Annotated in this window: 22 protein-coding genes; 10 read left to right on the forward strand and 12 right to left on the reverse strand. The window is 72.7% G+C overall.

Going from position 1 to position 18,466, the window contains the following annotated elements; translation table 11 throughout:
- Positions 1-157: 157 nt before the first annotated feature.
- Positions 158-2,083 carry a glycoside hydrolase family 3 protein gene (locus tag F7P10_RS23795; RefSeq protein WP_254715982.1) on the forward strand — a complete coding sequence of 642 codons (1,926 nt, stop codon included), beginning with the start codon at positions 158-160 and terminating at the stop codon, positions 2,081-2,083.
- Positions 2,084-2,196: 113 nt separating this feature from the next.
- Positions 2,197-2,592 (forward strand): RNA-binding S4 domain-containing protein, encoded by a 396-nt coding sequence (locus F7P10_RS23800; protein ID WP_151012372.1) that lies wholly within the window; start codon positions 2,197-2,199, stop codon positions 2,590-2,592.
- Positions 2,593-2,762: 170 nt separating this feature from the next.
- On the opposite strand, the gene F7P10_RS23805 is transcribed toward F7P10_RS23800, so the two are convergent.
- Positions 2,763-3,194: a hypothetical protein gene (locus F7P10_RS23805; RefSeq protein ID WP_151012374.1), complete on the reverse strand. Its 432-nt coding sequence runs from the start codon at positions 3,192-3,194 to the stop codon at positions 2,763-2,765.
- A 251-nt stretch (positions 3,195-3,445) separates the two neighbouring features.
- Here F7P10_RS23805 and F7P10_RS23810 point away from each other — a divergent pair, with 251 nt between their 5' ends.
- The gene (locus F7P10_RS23810; RefSeq protein WP_151012376.1) at positions 3,446-4,126 is read left to right on the forward strand and encodes a GAP family protein; all 681 of its coding nucleotides are present in this window, start codon (positions 3,446-3,448) and stop codon (positions 4,124-4,126) included.
- Between the two features lie 39 nt (positions 4,127-4,165).
- Here the strand turns inward: F7P10_RS23810 and F7P10_RS23815 are convergent, their stop codons facing one another.
- The 4 genes from F7P10_RS23815 to F7P10_RS23830 all read right to left on the reverse strand — a co-directional run bounded on the left by F7P10_RS23815 (position 4,166) and on the right by F7P10_RS23830 (position 8,407).
- Positions 4,166-5,650 carry an arylsulfotransferase family protein gene (locus F7P10_RS23815; RefSeq protein WP_151012378.1) on the reverse strand — a complete coding sequence of 495 codons (1,485 nt, stop codon included), beginning with the start codon at positions 5,648-5,650 and terminating at the stop codon, positions 4,166-4,168.
- A gap of 159 nt (positions 5,651-5,809) precedes the next feature.
- The gene (locus F7P10_RS23820) at positions 5,810-6,010 is read right to left on the reverse strand and encodes a hypothetical protein (RefSeq protein ID WP_151012380.1); all 201 of its coding nucleotides are present in this window, start codon (positions 6,008-6,010) and stop codon (positions 5,810-5,812) included.
- A 154-nt stretch (positions 6,011-6,164) separates the two neighbouring features.
- Positions 6,165-7,025: an acetate uptake transporter gene (locus F7P10_RS23825; RefSeq protein WP_176611633.1), complete on the reverse strand. Its 861-nt coding sequence runs from the start codon at positions 7,023-7,025 to the stop codon at positions 6,165-6,167.
- Positions 7,026-7,093: 68 nt separating this feature from the next.
- A complete protein-coding gene (locus F7P10_RS23830) occupies positions 7,094-8,407 on the reverse strand; it encodes a cytochrome P450 (protein ID WP_151012384.1) in 1,314 nt (437 codons plus the stop codon).
- Between the two features lie 105 nt (positions 8,408-8,512).
- On the opposite strand from F7P10_RS23830, the gene F7P10_RS42650 reads away from it, so the two are divergent.
- Entirely contained in the window at positions 8,513-8,869 is a 357-nt protein-coding gene (locus F7P10_RS42650) for a hypothetical protein (RefSeq protein ID WP_176611634.1), read from the forward strand.
- Positions 8,870-9,072: 203 nt separating this feature from the next.
- Here F7P10_RS42650 and F7P10_RS23840 read toward each other — a convergent pair whose 3' ends face one another.
- Both F7P10_RS23840 and F7P10_RS23845 read right to left on the reverse strand, forming a co-directional pair.
- Positions 9,073-9,693 carry a TetR/AcrR family transcriptional regulator gene (locus F7P10_RS23840; protein WP_151012386.1) on the reverse strand — a complete coding sequence of 207 codons (621 nt, stop codon included), beginning with the start codon at positions 9,691-9,693 and terminating at the stop codon, positions 9,073-9,075.
- Positions 9,694-9,818: 125 nt separating this feature from the next.
- Positions 9,819-10,520, reverse strand: coding sequence for a DUF418 domain-containing protein (locus F7P10_RS23845; protein WP_151012388.1), 702 nt, complete (start codon positions 10,518-10,520; stop codon positions 9,819-9,821).
- A gap of 173 nt (positions 10,521-10,693) precedes the next feature.
- Between F7P10_RS23845 and F7P10_RS23850 the strand changes: the two genes are divergently transcribed.
- A complete protein-coding gene (locus F7P10_RS23850) occupies positions 10,694-11,104 on the forward strand; it encodes a VOC family protein (RefSeq protein WP_151012390.1) in 411 nt (136 codons plus the stop codon).
- Positions 11,105-11,130: 26 nt separating this feature from the next.
- Positions 11,131-11,610 carry a helix-turn-helix transcriptional regulator gene (locus F7P10_RS23855; protein ID WP_151012392.1) on the forward strand — a complete coding sequence of 160 codons (480 nt, stop codon included), beginning with the start codon at positions 11,131-11,133 and terminating at the stop codon, positions 11,608-11,610.
- A gap of 7 nt (positions 11,611-11,617) precedes the next feature.
- Here the strand turns inward: F7P10_RS23855 and F7P10_RS23860 are convergent, their stop codons facing one another.
- Together F7P10_RS23860 and F7P10_RS23865 are read right to left on the reverse strand one after the other, a co-directional pair.
- Entirely contained in the window at positions 11,618-12,370 is a 753-nt protein-coding gene (locus F7P10_RS23860; RefSeq protein WP_151012394.1) for an SDR family oxidoreductase, read from the reverse strand.
- Between the two features lie 87 nt (positions 12,371-12,457).
- Positions 12,458-13,177: a class I SAM-dependent methyltransferase gene (locus F7P10_RS23865; RefSeq protein WP_151012396.1), complete on the reverse strand. Its 720-nt coding sequence runs from the start codon at positions 13,175-13,177 to the stop codon at positions 12,458-12,460.
- A 105-nt stretch (positions 13,178-13,282) separates the two neighbouring features.
- Between F7P10_RS23865 and F7P10_RS23870 the strand changes: the two genes are divergently transcribed.
- On the forward strand, positions 13,283-13,747 hold the full coding sequence (locus F7P10_RS23870; RefSeq protein ID WP_151012398.1) for a PPOX class F420-dependent oxidoreductase: 465 nt from the start codon (positions 13,283-13,285) through the stop codon (positions 13,745-13,747).
- Positions 13,748-13,768: 21 nt separating this feature from the next.
- Here the strand turns inward: F7P10_RS23870 and F7P10_RS23875 are convergent, their stop codons facing one another.
- The gene (locus F7P10_RS23875; RefSeq protein WP_368077493.1) at positions 13,769-14,785 is read right to left on the reverse strand and encodes a helix-turn-helix domain-containing protein; all 1,017 of its coding nucleotides are present in this window, start codon (positions 14,783-14,785) and stop codon (positions 13,769-13,771) included.
- Between the two features lie 134 nt (positions 14,786-14,919).
- On the opposite strand from F7P10_RS23875, the gene F7P10_RS23880 reads away from it, so the two are divergent.
- Complete coding sequence (locus F7P10_RS23880) at positions 14,920-15,621, forward strand: flavodoxin family protein (RefSeq protein WP_151012402.1); 702 nt, start codon at positions 14,920-14,922, stop codon at positions 15,619-15,621.
- A gap of 10 nt (positions 15,622-15,631) precedes the next feature.
- Positions 15,632-16,438, forward strand: a complete 807-nt coding sequence (locus F7P10_RS23885) for a hypothetical protein (RefSeq protein WP_151012404.1) — start codon at positions 15,632-15,634, stop codon at positions 16,436-16,438.
- Between the two features lie 51 nt (positions 16,439-16,489).
- Here the strand turns inward: F7P10_RS23885 and F7P10_RS23890 are convergent, their stop codons facing one another.
- Positions 16,490-17,635: a bifunctional alpha/beta hydrolase/OsmC family protein gene (locus F7P10_RS23890; RefSeq protein WP_151012406.1), complete on the reverse strand. Its 1,146-nt coding sequence runs from the start codon at positions 17,633-17,635 to the stop codon at positions 16,490-16,492.
- Positions 17,636-17,708: 73 nt separating this feature from the next.
- Between F7P10_RS23890 and F7P10_RS23895 the strand changes: the two genes are divergently transcribed.
- Positions 17,709-18,182 (forward strand): DM13 domain-containing protein, encoded by a 474-nt coding sequence (locus F7P10_RS23895; protein WP_151012408.1) that lies wholly within the window; start codon positions 17,709-17,711, stop codon positions 18,180-18,182.
- Positions 18,183-18,235: 53 nt separating this feature from the next.
- Here the strand turns inward: F7P10_RS23895 and F7P10_RS23900 are convergent, their stop codons facing one another.
- A complete protein-coding gene (locus tag F7P10_RS23900) occupies positions 18,236-18,466 on the reverse strand; it encodes an anti-sigma factor (RefSeq protein ID WP_151012410.1) in 231 nt (76 codons plus the stop codon).

Consider the following 18,466-nt stretch of genomic DNA (forward strand, 5'->3'; position numbering starts at 1 on the left):
CCTTCTTGACAGATGATCTCCGTCCGGGTGACCTTCACGGTGACGCGGAGCCGGCACCGGGTGCACGGCCGTCCGGGCGAGCGAGTGCCCCCGGTCGCCGGCCGCGCGGTCCGTCCGGGCCGCGCGGCGTCGCGGAAGCGACCCACGGAGGGACGACTTGCGACACCCCCTCAGACCCGCCACCCGGATCGGGCGGATCATGATCGCGCTGGCGGTGACCACGGCGGTGCCGTCGGCCATCGCGGCCCAGCCCGCGGTGGCCCAGGAACGGACCGCCCCCTACCTCGACCCTCGCCGTCCCGTCGACGAGCGCGTCGACGACCTGCTCGGCAGGATGACGCTCGCCGAGAAGGCCGGCCAGATGGCGCAGGCCGAACGCGCCGCCGTCGCCGGGGACCCCGAGATGATCGGCCGTGTCGGGCTCGGCTCGGTGCTGTCGGGCGGCGGCTCGACGCCCGCCGAGAACACCCCCGAGGGCTGGGCCGACATGGTGGACGGGTTCCAGGCCCGCGCCGTCGGCACGCGCCTGAAGATCCCGCTGCTCTACGGGGTCGACTCGGTGCACGGCCACAACAACCTCGTCGGCGCCACCGTCTTCCCGCACAACATCGGCCTCGGCGCCACCCGCGACCCGGCGCTCGTGCGCCGCGCCGCCGAGATCACCGCCGAGGAGACCCGCGCGACCGGCCCGCAGTGGACGTTCGCGCCGTGCGTCTGCGTGTCCCGCGACCTCCGCTGGGGACGCACGTACGAGGCGTTCGGCGAGGATCCGCGGCTCGTCACGAGCATGACCACCGCCGTCGAGGGCTACCAGGGCCGCCGCCCGTCCCGTGACCTGGACGAGCGCGAGCACGTCCTCGCGACCGCCAAGCACTTCGCGGGCGACGGCGACACGAGGTTCGGATCGTCCACCACCGGCACGTACACGATCGACCAGGGCGTCACGGTCACCGACCGGAAGTCGTTCTGGAGGACGAACGTCGTCCCGTACATCCGGGCGATCAAGAAGTACGACGTTGGCAGCGTCATGCCGTCCTTCTCCAGCGTCGACTGGACCGAGAATGGCGAGGGCGACCCGCTGAAAATGCACGCCCACAAGGAACTGCTGACCGGGGCCCTCAAGGGCGGCATCGGCTTCGAGGGCTTCGTGATCAGCGACTGGGAGGCGATCAAGCAGATCCCGGGCGACTACCCGACGCAGGTCCGCACCGCCGTCAACGCGGGCGTGGACATGTTCATGGAGCCCTACAACGCTCCGCAGTTCGTGGAGACGCTGATCGCCGAGGTCGAGGCCGGACGCGTCGCGACGTCCCGCATCGACGACGCGGTGGGCCGCATCCTGACCGCGAAGTTCGAGCTCGGGCTGTTCGAGCGCCCGTACACCGACCGGACGAACGCGTCCCGGATCGGCTCCCGCGAGCACCGGGCCGTCGCGCGCGAGGCCGTCGCGAAGTCGCAGGTGCTGCTGAAGAACGACGGCCGGGCACTGCCCCTCGACCGCCGCGACGACATCTACGTCGCCGGGGTGAACGCCGACGACATCGGCAACCAGGCGGGCGGCTGGACCGTCACCTGGCAGGGGCAGTCCGGCGACATCATCCCCGGCACCACGATCCTGGAGGGCATCGAGGGCCACGCGGGCGACGTCACCTACAGCGCCGACGCGTCCGCGCCGACCGACGGCGCCGACGTGGGCGTCGTCGTGGTCGGCGAGACCCCGTACGCGGAGGGCGTCGGCGACGTCGGCAACGGCCACACGCTGAACCTCTCCGCGGCCGACCGGGCGAACGTCGAGAAGGTCTGCGCCGCCATCGAGACCTGCGTCGTCCTGGACGTCGCGGGCCGCCCGCAGATCGTGACCGACCTCCTGCCGGAGATGGACGCGTTCGTCATGTCCTGGCTGCCCGGCAGCGAGGGCGGAGGCGTCGCGGACGTCCTGTTCGGCCGCCGCCCGTTCACCGGGAAGCTCCCGGTCTCCTGGCCGCGCACCGAGGCCCAGGAACCGATCAACATCGGCGACCGCGACTACGACCCGCTGTTCCGCTACGGCCACGGCCTCCGCACGCGGGGCCACCACCGCTGAGCACGACCGCCGGGTGCCGTCCGTCCGTCCATCATCCGGCGGACGGGCGGGCCCGGCGGGGCGGCGGAAAATGGAGTGACCGGAGGGGGCGGCCCTTGGCTACAGTCGGCACCATGGCAGAAGACGGGTCGGTGCGGATCGACCTCTGGCTCTGGTCCGTGCGGCTGATCAAGACGCGTTCGCAGGCGACGGCGGCCTGCAAGGCCGGGCACGTCCGCGTGAACGACGAGCGCGCCAAGGCCGCGACGGCGGTGAAGCCGGGCGACGAGATCCGGCTGCGGCACGAGGGCCGCGAGCGCCTCGTCGTCGTCCGGAAGGTGATCCGCAAGCGGGTCGGCGCGCCGGTCGCGGCGGAGTGCCTGACCGACAAGAGCCCGCCCCCGCCGCCGCGCGACGCGTTCATGCCGGTGCGCAGGGACCGCGGTACCGGCCGTCCGACCAAGCGCGACCGCCGCGAACTCGACCGCCTCCGCGCCCTCAACGGGCAGTCGAAGGGCTTCACCGGCTGACCCCGTGCCCGGCGCGTCCGTCCGTCCGGGGCGACGGACGGACGGACGGTCGGTGCGCGGGGCCTCCGGGCGGGTCAGGCGGGCTGGTGGGTGCGCGCGGCCGCGACCGCGTCGCGCAGGTGCCGCTCGTCGTCGTCGGACAGGGAGGTCCGGACGTTCGGCGCGTCCGGTCAGCCGGCCCGCGCGCCGGGCGGCGGGGCGGTGAGGGCGTAGATGAGAAGGACGCACAGCGCGATCGTCAGCACCGACCACACCGGGAACGCCGCCAGGAAGGCCAGGTGCCCGATCGCGGCGAGGATGGCGAGGACGACGCCGGCCGCGCGGGCCCACATCCTGCCGCTCAGGATGCCCGCGCCCACGGCGATCTGCACGATGCCGGCGATGAGCCAGATCCAGCCCCACGTGGTGAAGTCGAAGATCAGGATCTCGTTCGCGCCGACGAGGTAGTACTCGTCGTTGAACAGGGCCACCAGGCCGTTGATGACGTTGAACGCGCCGAGCACCAGCGCCACCGTGCCCGCGAACGCGAGCCAGCCGGACGTGCGGTGCAGCCGCCGCGCACCCTGTGCGGGAGTAGAACCGTGGGTCGCTTTGGTCGTCATCAGGACTCCTCACGCGAGGCCGATCTCAACCGTGCGGAAATCATTCCGTCGCGACATAGCACGTAAACCGGTTCAAAATCGACTTGAATGGTGCTTAGTCAAAAATTGGCATTATCTACCCGGTCGGCGGGGTCCTCGATTCGTCGTCTCCGGTGTTATCGCACCCGAATCATCGCCCCGGAGCCGGGTATTCCGCTCGTCCAGGCCGGGGAGCGCCGGGGGCGCCGGAGCGGTCGGAGCCGGGGGGCGATATGGGCGAGGTCATCGGAGCGTTGCTGCCGCTGGCGGTGGGGATCGCCGTCAGCCCGATCCCGATCATCGCGGTGGTCCTCATGCTGCTGGCGCCCCGGGCGCGCGAGACGGGCCCGGGATTCCTGGCCGGCTGGACGGCCGGCGTCGTGGCGGCGACGACGGTGCTGGTGCTGATCGCCGATGCGATCGGGACGACCGCCGCGACCGGCGACCCGAAGACACCGGTCTCGGTGATCGTGCTGCTGCTGGGCGTGCTCGCGCTGGTGCTCGCGATCCGGCAGTGGACCGACCGTCCCCGCCACGGGGCCGCGGCCGACCTGCCGGGCTGGACGAGGACGATCGACCGCCTCACCCCGGCCCGCGCCGCGTCGCTGGGGTTCCTGCTGTCCGCGCTGAACCCGAAGAACCTGACGATGTGCGTCGCCGCGGGCGTCACCGTCTCCCAGGGCCGTCTCGGGGCCGGCCTCCAGATCGTGGCCGTCGCCGCCTTCACCGTGCTCGCGGTCTGCACCGTGGCGGCCCCGGTGATCGCCTACGTCGCGGCCCCCGACCGCATGCGAGGCCCGCTGGACGGCCTGCGGGAGTGGCTGGAGCGCAACAGCGCCACGGTGACGTCCGTGCTGCTGCTGGTCATCGGCGTCGTGCTGCTCGGCCGGGGCATGGGCGGCCTCATCGACTGACCCGCCGGCCCGCGGCCGGAGCCGGGTATGGCGGCCGCGTCAGACGGCGGTGTTCGCGCCGTCGCGCGTGCTGAGCGGGGCGGAGCGACCCAGTTCGGCGCCGTGTGCGTCGAGCGCGACGGCGACGGCGGACGCGGCCCGGTCGACCTTCGCGGACGTCTCGAAGCCGGAGCGCCGGACGGTCGTCGCGGGCGACAGCCGGGACGCGGACGGCCCGGTGAGGAACCGCCACGCGGCGACCTCGGTGGCGCCGTTCCAGCTCGCGTACAGCCGCATGCCGCCGGACACCGGACGGGACGCGACCAGCGGGGGCGTCTCGGGCCGCCCGGTCCACGCGTGCCGGTAGGCGCGGTAGGACGACTGGCCGGTCTTGAGCTCGTAGACGACGTCGCCGCCCGGGGTGTACTCGATCACGGAGGCGGTGGAGCCGTAGCCGAGGAGCACGTTGCCGCCGGGGAGGATCTGCATGTTCGCCATGTAGTGCGCGAACGTGACGTCGTCGGTGTACTCCCACACGAGGTCGGCGGTCCCGGCCCGCTCGTCGACCTTGAGGGCGATCCCGCGGGACGAGCCGGTCTCCTTCTCGGTGATCGCGTTGTCGAACAGCGTGATCGTCCCGTCGGGCCGGCGGCGCGCGTCGTGCTGCCAGTGGAACTCGACGCCCTCGCCGAGCTCGAAGTCGCCGTGGGTGCCGCCGAGCCGCCACCGGATCCGGCCGGTCCGCCGGTCGATCCGGTAGAGGGCGCTGGTGTTGCGCGCGGAGAGCAGGAGGGCGTCGCCGTCCGCCTCGACCGAGTTGACGTGCACGGGGTCGAAGGGCTTGCCGTCCGTCCCGTCGGCGTTGTCGGCGAGGGGGGTGACGGTCTCGGCGATGTCGATGTGCTCGAGGGCGCTCCAGTCGAACAGGACCCGGCCGGTCCGGATGTCGATCTCCTGCACCCGGTTGTCGAAGACGTGCCCGTCCCGCGGGCCGCCGACCGCGCGCATGTCGGCCCGGACCAGCGGATACGCGACGATCAGCGCGGTGCCCCGGTCGGTGAGCCGGAACTCGTGCAGGTCGACGTGGACGCCCGCGCCGCCGCCCGCGCGCACCTCGGCGATCTTCCGGTAGGAGGTGTCGAGGATGATCCCGTTGCCCCAGCCGTAGCCGCCGGTGCGCCGCTCGCCCTCCCAGTACGTCAGGACGGGACGGCCCTCGTACTCCTGCACGCGCAGGTCGGTGATCGTCAGCTGGGACGGCCGCATCCAGACGGGCTCGCCCTCGTCGTCGACGATCAGGCCGTCGGCGTGCGCGGTGCCCCGGAACGGGCCGACGAACAGCAGTCCCTTCTCGGGGACGCCGCCGCGCCGCGCGGACATCGCCGGGGGCCGCAGCTCCGGCATCGTCACGTACGGGCCGGTGGCGGGAGCGGCGGCGGGGGTCTCGGCTCCGCGCGGGTTCGCCGTCCCGCTGACGAGAGCCGCGCCGCCGGTGAGCCCGGCGGCGCCACCGAGGACGAGGAACCTTCGACGTGTGAGGCGCATGTATCCGGTTCTATGCGATGAGACTCAACAAAGTACGAGAAATGACCATGAAATCGTGATCAAATCCTGCCACACGCCGCCGTCCCGGTGGGGGAGGCGCGCTCGCGCGCGCCACCCGGTCGCGCCCGCCGGTCGAGCCCGCCGGACCGGGCGGGCGACTCAGATCGGATGGGCGACGCGGACGTGCTCCTTGAACGAGGCGAGCTCGAGCAGTGCCTGCTCGCAGCGCTCGCAGACCCAGACGCCGCTCGGCACGTCGACGCCGCGTCCCGCCGCGTCGTCCCGGGCGCAGGCGTGCAGGTAGGCCATGGAGACCCGTCGCCACGCCCGCCGTGCCGTCCGCCGGATCCTCGCTGCCATACCCGCTCCCTCTGGGCGTCGTGGGTCATGTGCGGCCCAGGATAAGGGAGCGGAACGGTAAATCCGACACGAGGCACCAAAGCGGACCCCGTGCCGCGGGTGGACCCCATGCCGCAACCGGAGGGGAGCGGCATGGAGTCGGGAAACGCGCGGCTCACTGGCCGATCTTGACGCCGGGCTGGCCGTAGCGGTACTCCAGCGGCCTGCTCGGACCGGGCCCCTCGGGGACGTACCTGCCCCTGCGGGTCTTGAACAGCGGCAGCACGGTCCGGCCGACGGTGTTCTCCATCATCATCGCCGCCGCCGTGTAGACCGCGATCGCCGCGGCCACCACGAACAGCCAGCCGCCGATGCGCAGCGGCCAGGTCGACCCCGCGAAGAACCCCGCGGCGGTGAATCCGGCGCCGACGGCCAGCGCCGCGAGCAGCAGCGTCAGCATCATGTTCCGGCCCAGTGCCGCCACCGCGCAGAACCCGGTGACGAGCGCCAGGACCACGAACCAGAACGCGAACGCCGGGCTGGTCGTGCCGAAGGTGGGAGCCAGCGCGACGGGGAACACGCCCGTGGCGATCAGCAGCCACATCAGCCCCCAGGCCAGCCAGAACGCCCCCCACAGGCCGTGCACGGCGGTGGCCAGGCCGTCCTGGGCCCGGTAGGACCACATGCCCGCCAGCAGTTGCGCGAGCCCCCCGAACGTGAGGACGAAGAGGGACAGCACCAGCGGCGTGGTCGGGTTCCCGTACCAGTCCGCCTGCCACGCACCGACCATCATGGCCGCGGCCGCGAGCCCGAAGAGCCCGAGGATCGACGGTGCGGCGACCGGCTGCAGGAACACCCGCGTCCGGTCCTCCCACACGCCGAACTCGTCACGCTCCAGCTCGCGGACCCCTGGAGCCGCGGACGCGACGGACTCCGCCCGGTGTCCCCCGGACTCCGCGCGGCGCCCCGCGGACTCGTCCCGCCGCACCGCGGGCTCTTCCCGGTGTCCCGCGGATTCTTCTCTCCGTTCCGCCATGACTTCCCCCTTCGGAATTGGAGAGCTTTCACCCCTTCTAACCTGGATTGCGCTGGTCAAACAGGTGGTCATGACGCTCGGTGAGCGCCCGTGCCGCGCGGCGCGGGGGCCGCGTGCACCCCGCCGATGACGAACCCGCTGCGGGGCCGCGTCGGGACGCGCCGCAGCGGGACGTCGAGGTCCTGCGGCGGCACGTGGTACCGCAGCCGGGCGAGCCGGACGGCGAGGACCTTCAGCACCTCGACGGTGATCCGCTCGCCCGGGCAGCGGTGCCCGGTGCGCGGATCGCCGCCGCCCTGCGGCACGAGGACGTCCGGGGCGGTCTCGGTGCCGCCGGCGGCGAACCGCGCGGGGTCGAACCGTCCGGGGTCGAAGCGGTACGGCTCGTCCCACAGGCCCGGGTCGTGGTTCTGCCCGAACAGGTCGAGCAGGACGAGCGCCCCGCCGGGGATCCGCTCGCCGCGCCAGCGCATGCTCCGGACGGCCGCGCCGCCGACGAACGGGGCGAACGGGTAGAACCGCCGCACCTCGTCCGCGAAGGCCGTCGCGAACGCGTCGTCCCCGGACGCGAGCCGCTCGCGATGCTCCGGCCACCGGTGCAGCGCGTGCGCCGCGAACGTGACGAACCAGGCGATCGCGACCGTCGGGCGGACGATGTTCAGCAGCTCGACCGCGGCCGTGCGGGGATCGAGCGGCCGCCCGTCCGCGTCCCGGTGCCGGGCCACCGCGGCGACCGCCGACCGCGCCGGCGGGCCGCCGTCCTGCCCGGACGAGCGCGCCCGCGCCTCGCTGACCAGGCCCGCGACCCACGCCTCCTGCCGCCGCCGCGCCGCCCGCGCCCGCCAGTGCCGGGGGCCGGGGGTGGCGAACCCGTCCACCATCGCCGTCACGTCGCGGGCGAGATGGTCGGCGTCGGCGTCGTTCAGCGGCAGGCCCGCCCACCGGCACACCCCCCGCGCGAGCACCCGGCTCGCCTCGTCGAACAGCACGACGCGCGAACTCTGCTCCCACGACCGCACCAGCTCGTCCCAAGCCGCCCGGACGTGCGCGACGAGCCCGTCGATGCCTTCCGGGTCGTCCAAGAGCGTCATGAACAGCTCCTTGCGGACCCGATGCGCGTGCCCGTCGAGCGTCTGCACGCTCCCATGACCGAAAAGGGTGCTGAGGACGGGTTCCGGGAGGGCGGTGCGCCGTTGCACGTGGCCCTCACCGTAGAAGAACCGCACGGCGTCCGGTCCGCGCAGCGCCACCGCGGGCTTCCCCAGCAGCCGGGTACGGACGACCTGCCGGTCGGTCCTCCGGAAGCGGGCGGGCAGCCACGCGTACCCCTCGGCCAGCAGGAAGAGCGTGTTGTCCGGGATCAGGCGATGAGGTCGACGCATGGGCGCCGCATCCCCGCAGCGCGCTGTCGCAAACGCCCCCGATTCGGGCAGTCCGAAACAGCCGCCCTGACGCGGCGTCGCGCTTGGAGTCGCTATTGTTCGTGAATGCCCGGAAAGAAGATCAGCCCCGTCTTCGTGGTCTGCGCCGCGATCGGCGTCCTCCTCATCGCCTTCGCCATGTTCGGGACGCTCGTCGCGGGTGCCAAGGTCGACGAGCCCGACGGCGACAAGGCGGAGATCCAGATCCAGCTCGCGACGATGCTGAACTTCATCGTCGCCGGGGTGGCGTTCGTCCTCATCGGCCTCGGCTTCCAGCAGGCGTCCGGCACCCGCGCCGCCGCGCCGCAGGTGCCTCCGGGAGGCTGGCAGCAGCCCGGCGGCCACCTCCCGCCCCCGCAGCAGCAGGCCCAGCCCCATCCCCAGCAGCAGCCGCACCCCCAGCAGCCGCCGCCCCAGCGCTGACCTCGTCCCGGCACCGGCCCGGCGGAACCCCCGGGACAGCGGGCCGCGGTGATCTGCCGCGATCCGGGCATGATCGACGAAGGGGGGCGCACCGCCCCGATGCGGTGAGCGCCATCACGCGGCGAGACGCCGCCGAAGTCCGCGACGCAGCCGGGCCGCCTCCCCGACACCGGCCCCGCCGACCGACCGGCCGCCGAAGCCGATCAGACGGGCCCGGACGGTTCGGCCGTCCGGGCCCGTCCGGGCTCGCCCTCGAGCCGCCGCAGGTAGCGCTCGACGATCTCGTCGGTCTCGGCGTGCCCGAGGGACATGCCGAGGGACTTCTCCATCGTGACCAGCCGCGACAGGCTCGTCAGCAGCGCGGACAGGAACGCCGCGGGGAACTCCCCGAGGTCGACCCCGTACCGCTCCGCGAGCCGCTCCATGGCCTCGGCCTGCATCGCCCGCATCCGCTCGGCGTAGCGGCCGATCTCGTCCCGCAGCCCCTTGCGGTGGTTGGCCAGCGCGACGTACTCCATGGTCAGCGCGGTCGCAGCCGGATCGGTGCTGAACGCCCAGAGCTCGCGCAGCGGCTGCTCGGCGGCGAGCGCCCGCGCCTGGTGCTCCACGCCCTCCTCGGCGCGGCGCCGGAACGCCTCCAGGAACAGCTCGTCCATCGTGCGGAAGTAGTAGTGGACGAGCTGCGGCTTGAGCCCGGCCCTGGCCGCGACCCGCCGCGACGTCACCGCCGCGTACCCCTCTTCGAGCATGAGCAGTTCCGCCGCGTCCAGCAGTGCCGCCCGGTTCTTGGCGTCCGGCGCGCCGATCCTGCGCGGCGATGTCATCTGTCCGACCTCCACGGGCTCTCGATCGACCCAGGCAATCGTAGTTGCCGCGTCAGAGAATCCCGTGCGCGCCATCGCGCCGGCCGTCCGGACGCCCGCCGCGCCGGACCCGCGTGAGCGGCTCGTCAGTCCCGCCGCCGCGGTGCGTCCTGCCGGTTCTTCCCGGCACCGGCACCGGCCTTCGGCCTGCCGAGGTGGAAGTGGCCCCGCTTGCGCTGCGCCGGGACGGCGGTCGCCTCGGAGTCCGCGTGCTCCCGCGACCGGTCGTCCCCGCGGTCCTGCAGGCGGTCGCGGTCGCCGACACGGTCGTCGGCGCGCCCGGGCAGGCGCTCGTCCCCGCGGTCGCCCACGGCACGCTCGGCCGCCGCCCGCCGGGCGTCGCGCACGCCGACCACCAGGAAGCGTCCGAGCGCCAGTGCCGCCAGCCCGATCATGATCGCGCCGAGGCCCTGGAAGAACGTGAGCTGCTCGGTGATCTGCCGCGCCTGGCCGCCGAGGCCCGTCCCCACGCCCATGTTCCAGAGCGCGGCGATGATGGTGCCGACGACGAACCACAGCCCGCCCAGTGCGGCCAGCCAGCCGCCGACCAGGGCGAAGGGCCGGTTCCTGGTGAACAGCAGGATCAGCCCGCCCAGCCCCACGGCGATCGCCGGGAGGACGGACAGGACCAGCCAGTCATTGCTCCAGACCCAAGCGTCGCTCGATCCGAAGCCGAAGTCGAAGTAGGGCCCGATGAACGGAATGAGCCCGCCCCACAGTGCGAGCAGCACCAGCAGAAGCCCGCTGATCATGCCCCGGCTGCGGGGGGCTCGCATCGTCCCAGTCATGAGAATCCCTCCGTGACCAGGTGATATACGAATATTTGTGGCAAGCCGTACCCGGCCTGCCGGGCTCCAACCGGACCGCCACGGCAAAGAAACGGTCGGCCGCGGCCCACGGCCCCCGAACCGGTCAGGAATCGAGAAGCGCAGGTCACGCGGCCGCGCCTAGCCTGATCGTCATGGACATCACCATCCACACGAGCTTCCTTCCGCACGACGACCCGGACGCCTCGCTGGCCTTCTACCGCGACGTCCTCGGCTTCGAGGTCCGCAACGACGTCGGGCAGGGCAAGATGCGCTGGATCACGGTCGGGCCGCCCGGCCAGCCGGACACGTCGATCCTGCTCGCGCCGCCCGCCACCGACCCCGGCGTCACCGAGGACGAGCGCCGCACCATCACCGAGATGATGGCCAAGGGCACCTACGGCTGGATCCTGCTGGCGACCCGCGACCTCGACGGCACCTTCGAGCGGGTGCGGGCCGGTGCGGGCGAGGTCGTCCAGGAGCCGACCGAGCAGCCCTACGGCATCCGCGACTGCGCCTTCCGCGACCCCGCGGGCAACCTGATCCGCATCCAGGAACTCCGCTGACCCCTCCGGCCGAAAGGACCCGTCCGATGTGCATGCCCGAATGGGGGCGCGCCCGCGCCCGGGCGCAGCGGCTCGGCGACCTCGCCCGGCTCCGCCGCGTCCGCGACCGGATCGACCGCGAGTACGCCCGCCCGCTGGACGTCGAGGCCCTCGCGCGCGGCGCGAACATGTCGGCCGGGCACCTGAGCCGGCAGTTCCGCAAGGCCTACGGCGAGTCGCCGTACAGCTACCTGATGACGCGGCGGATCGAGCGGGCGATGGCGCTGCTGCGCCGCGGCGACCTCGGCGTCACCGACGTCTGCTTCGCGGTGGGCTGCTCGTCGCTGGGCACCTTCAGCACGCGCTTCACCGAACTGGTCGGGGTGCCGCCGAGCGTCTACCGCCGCGACGCCGCCGGGCAGACCGCCCCGGTCCCGGAGCAGGGCATGCCGTCCTGCCTGGCCAAGCAGGTCACGCGGCCGGTCCGGGACCGGGAGCGGCGGCCCGCCGAACTCCAGCCCGCGTGACGCCTCCCTAAACCGTCGGACCGGCCTTCAACCAGTCGGCGTAGTCGATCTCGCCGAGGGCCGCGCCGTCGCCCGGCACGAGATCCCCGTCCCGCATCACGGCCCCGAAGTAGCGCGCGTCCGGGTCGGTGACGACCTCGCGCGGGTCGCCCAGCGCCGCGAGCGCCTCCCGGAAGAACTCGTCCATCCGGTACTGCCGCGGCCCGGCGATCTCGATCGCCGCGTTCAGCGGCTCGCCCGCCGCCACCCGCGCGACCGTCCGGGCGACCTCGCCGCCCGCGATGGGCCGGAACCGCACCGGCGGGATCCGGACCCGCTCCCCGTCTGCGGCCCCGTCGGCGATCCGCGGGACGAACTCGAAGAACTGTGTCGCGTGCACGATCGACCACGGGACGCCCGATTCCCTGATCAGCCGCTCCTGGGCGAGCTTCGCGCGGAAGTAGCCGACGTCGGGCCGGTCGCCCGTGCCCACCACCGACAGCGCGACATGGTGACCGACCCCGGCCCGTCTCTCCGCGCCCAGCAGGTTGCCGGTGGAGGTCTCGAAGAACCGCAGCACCGCCTCGTCCTCGAACGTCGGGGAGTTCGACACGTCCACCACCACCGACGCGCCCGCGAGGGCGCCGTCGAGGCCCTCGCCGGTGAGCGTGTCCACGCCGGTGCTCGGCGCGGCCGCCACCGCGTCGTGGCCGTGCTCTCCGAGCCACGCCACGACCTTCGACCCGATCAGGCCGGTACCGCCGACCACCACGATCTTCATGGGAGATCCTTCCTGCCGCCGGGGCCTCCGTTCACCGCCGGGGAAGGATTACCGCGATCGCCGAGGTCAACCCTCCTGCCGCGTCCGTCAGGGTGCGCCGGGTCGCCGCGCGAGGACGAGCCGGTAGCGCGGGCCGCCGTCCGCACGTCGGCCCAGGGCGGCCAGCGGGACGGTCTCCACGTCGAACCCGGCGGCCGCCAGATCGTCGCGGACCGCGCCCAGCGGGCAGGTGCGGTAGTACATGACGAACGGGGGACGCCACACGGCGTTCCGGACCCGCATGGCCAGATCGAATCCGAGCAGCGCCCAGTACAGGCCCGACGTGGGAGGCTGCGGCGCGCCGATGGGGAAGGCGAACAGCCCGCCGGGCCGCAGCGCGCGGTGCACCCCGGCGAACAGCGCGGGACGTTCGGACGGCAGCACGTGCCCGAGCGCCCCGAAGCTGACCGCGAGGTCGAACTCCCCGGCGAAGGACAGGTTCCGGACGTCCGCCCGGACCCACGCGGCGTCCGGATGCGCCTCGCGGGCCTGCGCGAGCATGCCCTCGCTGAAGTCGACGCCTGTGATCCGCCCCCGGCACACCGGTTCGAGGGCCCGCACGCCCGCGCCGGTGCCGCAGCACACGTCCAGCCCGTCGCCGAACGGGCCGAGCGGACGCAGCGCGCCGGCGGTCGCGTCGAGCACGGCGTCCGGGGTGCGGAAGGGCGTCCGGTCGAACTTCGGCGCGAGCAGGTCGTAGCCGTCCTCCACCGAGGACAGCGCCTGGACCGCCAGTTCGCGCAGCGACGGGCCGTGGGGCGAGAACATCGGCCAAGCGTACTGTCCGGACATGCCCGGAGCGGGCGGACTCGTCGGGGTGCCGGCTGTGATGAGGTGGAGGTTCGCCGTCCGAACCGGATACGGGAGAGCCGCATGCCACGCATCGCCACCGCCGAGCGCGTCGATCGTCCCGCGCTGCTGGAGTTCCTGAGCACCCGCCACCGCGGCGTGCTCGTCACCACCCGGACCGGCGGGAGCCCGCAGATGTCCCCGGTGAGCTGCGGCGTGGACGGCGACGGCCGCATCGTCGTGTCGACCTACCCCGACCGCGCCAAGGCCCGCAACGCCCGCCGCGACCCGGCCGCGTCGATCTGCGTGCTGTCCGACGACTGGGACGGCCCGTACGTCCAGGTCGACGGGCGCGCCGAGGTCCTCGACATGCCCGACGCGCTCGACGGCCTCGTCGACTACTACCGCTGCATCGCGGGCGAGCACCCGGACTGGGACGAGTACCGCGAGGCCATGGCCCGGCAGAACAAGTCCCTCATCCGCATCACGATCGAGCACTGGGGCCCGATCGCCACCGGCGGCTTCCCGCCCGGGTTCGCCACCACCTGACCGTTCCCGGAGCGCCATGCGTCAGTCCGCGTGCGCCCGCGCGTGCTCCCGCCGGAACTCGCGGGGCGAGACGCCGTAGGCGCCGCGGAAGGCCTGGCTGAAGTGCGCGGGGCTGCCGAACCCCCAGCGGGCGGCGATCGCGGCGATCGTCCGGGCGGCCATCCGGGGGTCGGCCAGGTCGCGGCGGCACTGCCGCAGGCGCCGCTCGCGGATCCACGCGGCGACCGTGTTCCCTTCGACCTGAAAGAGCTTGTGCAGCTGGCGCAGCGAGATGTGGTGCGCCGCCGCGATCATCCCCGGCGTCAGGTCCGGGTCACCGAGGTTCGCCTCGATGAACGCGTGGATCCGCACCAGCAGCGCGCGCCGCCGGGCGGGGGACGGCACCGCCCGCCGGGCGTCCAGCATGCCCGCCAGCACGGTGGTCAGCAGGTCGAGCGTCAGACCGGCCACGCGGGCTCCCTCGGCCGGGCCGAACTCGTCCATCCGCAGGGCCAGGTGCATCAGGAAGTTCGAGGCGAGCGCCCCCGCGGCCCGGTCACCCCGGATACGGACCGCCGTCAGGCGCCGCAGGTCCCGTTCGGGCAGCGGCAGCAGAGCGTGCGGGAACTGCAGGATCACCGTCCGCACCGCGGGGACGGGCGCCATCCGGCCCTGGTAGGGGCGCGAGGTGTCGCACAGGAGCAGGTCCCCGGCCCCGATGTTCGCCCATCGGCCGTCCTGGGTGAACATGTCGCGCCCGTACGCGCTGGCGCAGAGTTTGAACGCTTCGGGGTCGGACTGGCGGATCAGCTTGGGGGTTCGGTTCATCGAGTAAGGCGTCGTGGTCATCAGTGAAACTTCGATGGCCCCGAACTCGGCGGTGTTGACCTGGGCCTGGAACCGGCCCTCCAAGTGCGGGTCACAGCGCGCATCACTGGGTGCCCATGTCTTGGCGTTCACCTCGCGCCAGAAGGCGAACCCTTCCCGTGCCGGAACCCCGGCGGTACTGAAAACGTCCATGACTCTCACCCGATGTCGACGGTCGGTCATCATGCACATCCTCGGCACGCCCGCCCGCCTTGTCGTCCGACGCTCGACGCAGGTTCGGCTACTCCGCCGGGCGTACCGGCACCCGGCCCCGGTTTTTCTTAGGACGGGCTGTAACGCTCGAGGGGTTCGCGGCACTGAGACGTATGCACTTTGGCGATCTACGCGCGCTGTTCATCAACTGCACGCTGAAGAAGAGCCCGGAACGCAGCCATACGCAGGGGCTGATCGAGGTGTGCTCGGCGATCATGGAGAAGCAGGGGGTGGAGGTCGATCATCTCCGGGCGGTCGACCACGACATCGCCACCGGAGTCTGGCCGGACATGACCGAGCACGGCTGGGAGACCGACGCCTGGCCGTCGATCTACCGGCGGGTGCTCGCGGCGGACATCCTCGTCCTCGCGGGTCCGATCTGGCTCGGTGACAACAGCTCCGTCGCCAAGCTGGTCATCGAGCGGCTCTACGCCTGCTCCGGACTGCTCAACGACGCCGGGCAGTACGCGTACTACGGCCGCGTGGGCGGGTGCCTCCTCACCGGCAACGAGGACGGCGTCAAGCACTGCGCGATGAACCTGCTCTACAGCCTCCAGCACCTCGGGTACACGATCCCGCCGCAGGCCGACGCCGGCTGGATCGGAGCCGCGGGACCCGGACCCTCCTACCTCGATCCAGGGTCCGGGGGGCCCGAGAACGACTTCACCAACAGGAACGCCACGTTCATGACGTGGAACCTGCTGCACCTGGCCCGGCTGCTCAAGGACGCCGGCGGGATCCCCGCGCACGGGAACCAGCGATCCGCATGGGACGCCGGGTGCCGCTTCGACTTCGAAAACCCCGAATACCGCTAGAAAGGCAGAAATGACCGTCGAGACGATCCCGACCTGCGCTTTCCCGGGATGTACCAATCCCCCCGAAGCGCCGGCGCCCGGCGCACCGGCGCCCCGCTACTGCGAGCACCCGGAGCACAACGCGCTCGGGGCCTTCCGCAAGTTCCGCGCCAAGCGGCAGCAGCGCAAGGAGGGCAAGCGCCAGGCCGCCGCGGCGAAGAAGGCGGGCGACATGCCGGTCACGGCCGCGCCGGCCGCCGACTTCACGTCACCTCCGGTCGTCCCCGGTCCGGGCACCGCCCCCCGGCCCGAGGCCGTCCCGCCGGAAGCGGCCGGGATGGCTTCCGAACTGCTGGACAGCGCGATGGAGGCAGCGGCGGAGAGCGCGACGGACAACGCCGGCGCCCGCGACGAGATCGTCGCGCTCATGACCCGGCTGGCCACCGACCTGCCCGCCTATATCGAGGAACTGGCCATCATCACGGACTCGGCCGCCGCCGAGGCGCGCATCGAGGTCGTCACCAAGGCCTCCGCCCAGCGGACCCTGGCCGCCGAGCAGCGCGCCGCTCTGGCGGAGGAGGCCGCGGAGATGGCCGTCGACCGGCTGGACGAGGCCGAGCGGAACTTCGAGGAGGAGACGGAGCGGATCCGCACGGAGACCGCGAAGCAGGTCGCCGACGCCGATTTCGTGCGCGCCGAGCTCGAACGCTACCGCGAGCGGGTCGGGCAGCTCGAAGAGCGCCTCGACCAGGTGCGCGAGGAGGCCGACACGGCCCGCCGGGAGCGCGGTGACCTCGCCCTGGAGATCGAACGCCACCGCGCCGCGCACGGCGAGTAGTCGGGGGCAGTCCTCGCGGCGAGCGGCTCCCCGCTCGCCGCGAGGGCTTTCTCACGCCCCCCGGACGATCGTCACATCGCCGGTCAGAGTCTTGTGGACGGGGCAGCGGTCGGCGATCTCGTGCAGCCTCTCGCGCTGCTCCTCGGTCAGGTCGCCGCCCAGCTCGACCTCTTTGACGATCGTCTTCTTGTCCTGCATGCGCAGGGACACCGTGGCGCGCTCCAGCGGGATCCGCTTGGCGTCGGCGTACAGGCGCACCGTCATCGAGGTGCACGCGCCCAGCCCGGCGAGCAGGAGGTCGTAGGGCCCCGGACCGGTGCCGTCGCCGCCGGCGGCGGCCGGCTCGTCGGCGGTCAGCCGGTGCCGCCCCACCGTGATCGACTGCCGGAACCTGCCCGCCCGCGTCTCGGTCACGGTGACGTGTCCGGACTCGTCGGCGGGGTCGGGCGGCGCGTCCAGGTACCTGCTCGCCCACGAGGCCAGGACCTGGGCCACGTAGGCGGCGTCCTTCCTGTCGGTGAGCAGGTGGTCGGCGCCGTCCAGGGAGATGAACGACTTGGGGTGGCGGGCGGCGTCGTAGATCATCCTGGCGTTCTCGACGCCGACCAGCTCGTCGCGCGGCGCGTGCATCACGAGCAGCGCGCGGCGCAGGTCGGCGATCCTCTCCAGCTGGCCCTGCCGCCTGATGTCCTGCAGGAACTCCTTGCGGATCCGGAACGGGCGGCCGGCCAGGACGACCTCGGCTTCGCCCCGCGCCTCGATCTCGGCGCGCGCCGGGCCGAACAAATGCTCCACGTGCGCGGTGTCGGCGGGCGCGCCGATCGTCGCCACGGCCCTGACCTCCGGGACGAGCCGCGTGGCGGCGAGCACCGCCGCACCGCCGAGCGAATGGCCGATCAGGACGCTCGGCGCCCGGAGCGTGTCCCGCAGGTGGTCGGCCGCGCAGACCAGGTCGTCCACGTTCGAGCTGAAATCGGTGTTGGCGAAGTCCCCGCCGGACTTGCCGAGGCCGGTGAAGTCGAAGCGGAGCACGGCGACACCGTGCTCCGCGAGCGCGCGGGAGATCCTGGCGGCCGCGACCGAGTCCTTCCCGCAGGTGAAGCAGTGGGCGAACAGGGCGGTCGCCACGACGGGGCCGGTGGGCATCTCCAGCCGCGCCGCCAGCGGCTCGCCGAGTGCGCCGGTGAAAGTGTTCATGGGTGCTCTGTGCGCGCGGACCGTCCGAGCGTTACATGTAACGTTCGCCGCCCTTCCCGTAACTGCATCGAGCATGGAAACCAGAAAAAGGACCCTCCTGTGGACCGCGACCGGTGTGGTGGTCGTCGCGTCCGCCGTCGCCCTCTGGGCGTTCCAGCCCTGGCGGCTGTTCACGACCGTCCGCGTGGACGAGGCGTCCACCGGCGGGCAGCGGCTGACGGCGGGCACGTTCGTCTCGCACGAGCACGAGACCAGCGGGACGGTCGAGGTCCGGCGCTCGCCGGACGGCTCGGCGACGCTGCGCATCACCGACCTGCGCACGTCCGACGGGCCGGCGCTGCGCGTCTACCTCAGCGACCAGCCGGTCAGGCCGGACACGGGCGGCAACCTCGACGACGGCCGGTTCGTGGACCTGGGCGAACTCAAGGGCAACGAGGGCAACCAGAACTACGCCGTCCCGCCCCGCACCGACCTCGGCGACCTGAGCACGGTGTCGATCTGGTGCGAACGGTTCAGCGTGTCATTCGGCGCCGCGGCACTGCGGTAGCCGACGGGCGCCGGGGATCGCCGATCCCCGGCGCTCTCGAAGCGCAGCGCGCTTCAGCCCCGGCGCCAGCCCCGGAACGCGGACAGCAGGTCGCCGCGCGCTTCGTCGGAGATCGTCTCGGGCGGAAGCTCGCCGAGGGCGTCGATGGTGATGCGGAACTGCGCGAGATAGGCCTCGCAGTGCGGGCACTCCGCGAGATGGTCGACGAAGCGGCGCTCGACGTCCTCGGGAAGCTTCCCGCCGAGGAAATCGGTGACCAGCTCCACGAGATCCTGGCAATCCAT

Source organism: Actinomadura sp. WMMB 499 (genome assembly GCF_008824145.1).
In the GTDB taxonomy this organism is placed as follows: domain Bacteria; phylum Actinomycetota; class Actinomycetes; order Streptosporangiales; family Streptosporangiaceae; genus Spirillospora.

What these genes read in the sequence shown, in the direction of transcription:
- F7P10_RS23800 (WP_151012372.1), top strand. Translation starts at nt 2,197, where the DNA reads ATGGCAGAAGACGGGTCGGTGCGGATCGACCTCTGGCTCTGGTCCGTG.
- F7P10_RS23805 (WP_151012374.1), bottom strand. Translation starts at nt 3,194, where the DNA reads ATGACGACCAAAGCGACCCACGGTTCTACTCCCGCACAGGGTGCGCGG.
- F7P10_RS23810 (WP_151012376.1), top strand. Translation starts at nt 3,446, where the DNA reads ATGGGCGAGGTCATCGGAGCGTTGCTGCCGCTGGCGGTGGGGATCGCC.
- F7P10_RS23815 (WP_151012378.1), bottom strand. Translation starts at nt 5,650, where the DNA reads ATGCGCCTCACACGTCGAAGGTTCCTCGTCCTCGGTGGCGCCGCCGGG.
- F7P10_RS23820 (WP_151012380.1), bottom strand. Translation starts at nt 6,010, where the DNA reads ATGGCAGCGAGGATCCGGCGGACGGCACGGCGGGCGTGGCGACGGGTC.
- F7P10_RS23825 (WP_176611633.1), bottom strand. Translation starts at nt 7,025, where the DNA reads ATGGCGGAACGGAGAGAAGAATCCGCGGGACACCGGGAAGAGCCCGCG.
- F7P10_RS23830 (WP_151012384.1), bottom strand. Translation starts at nt 8,407, where the DNA reads ATGCGTCGACCTCATCGCCTGATCCCGGACAACACGCTCTTCCTGCTG.
- F7P10_RS42650 (WP_176611634.1), top strand. Translation starts at nt 8,513, where the DNA reads ATGCCCGGAAAGAAGATCAGCCCCGTCTTCGTGGTCTGCGCCGCGATC.
- F7P10_RS23840 (WP_151012386.1), bottom strand. Translation starts at nt 9,693, where the DNA reads ATGACATCGCCGCGCAGGATCGGCGCGCCGGACGCCAAGAACCGGGCG.
- F7P10_RS23845 (WP_151012388.1), bottom strand. Translation starts at nt 10,520, where the DNA reads ATGACTGGGACGATGCGAGCCCCCCGCAGCCGGGGCATGATCAGCGGG.
- F7P10_RS23850 (WP_151012390.1), top strand. Translation starts at nt 10,694, where the DNA reads ATGGACATCACCATCCACACGAGCTTCCTTCCGCACGACGACCCGGAC.
- F7P10_RS23855 (WP_151012392.1), top strand. Translation starts at nt 11,131, where the DNA reads ATGTGCATGCCCGAATGGGGGCGCGCCCGCGCCCGGGCGCAGCGGCTC.
- F7P10_RS23860 (WP_151012394.1), bottom strand. Translation starts at nt 12,370, where the DNA reads ATGAAGATCGTGGTGGTCGGCGGTACCGGCCTGATCGGGTCGAAGGTC.
- F7P10_RS23865 (WP_151012396.1), bottom strand. Translation starts at nt 13,177, where the DNA reads ATGTTCTCGCCCCACGGCCCGTCGCTGCGCGAACTGGCGGTCCAGGCG.
- F7P10_RS23870 (WP_151012398.1), top strand. Translation starts at nt 13,283, where the DNA reads ATGCCACGCATCGCCACCGCCGAGCGCGTCGATCGTCCCGCGCTGCTG.
- F7P10_RS23875 (WP_368077493.1), bottom strand. Translation starts at nt 14,785, where the DNA reads ATGTGCATGATGACCGACCGTCGACATCGGGTGAGAGTCATGGACGTT.
- F7P10_RS23880 (WP_151012402.1), top strand. Translation starts at nt 14,920, where the DNA reads ATGCACTTTGGCGATCTACGCGCGCTGTTCATCAACTGCACGCTGAAG.
- F7P10_RS23885 (WP_151012404.1), top strand. Translation starts at nt 15,632, where the DNA reads ATGACCGTCGAGACGATCCCGACCTGCGCTTTCCCGGGATGTACCAAT.
- F7P10_RS23890 (WP_151012406.1), bottom strand. Translation starts at nt 17,635, where the DNA reads ATGAACACTTTCACCGGCGCACTCGGCGAGCCGCTGGCGGCGCGGCTG.
- F7P10_RS23895 (WP_151012408.1), top strand. Translation starts at nt 17,709, where the DNA reads ATGGAAACCAGAAAAAGGACCCTCCTGTGGACCGCGACCGGTGTGGTG.
- F7P10_RS23900 (WP_151012410.1), bottom strand. Translation starts at nt 18,466, where the DNA reads ATGGATTGCCAGGATCTCGTGGAGCTGGTCACCGATTTCCTCGGCGGG.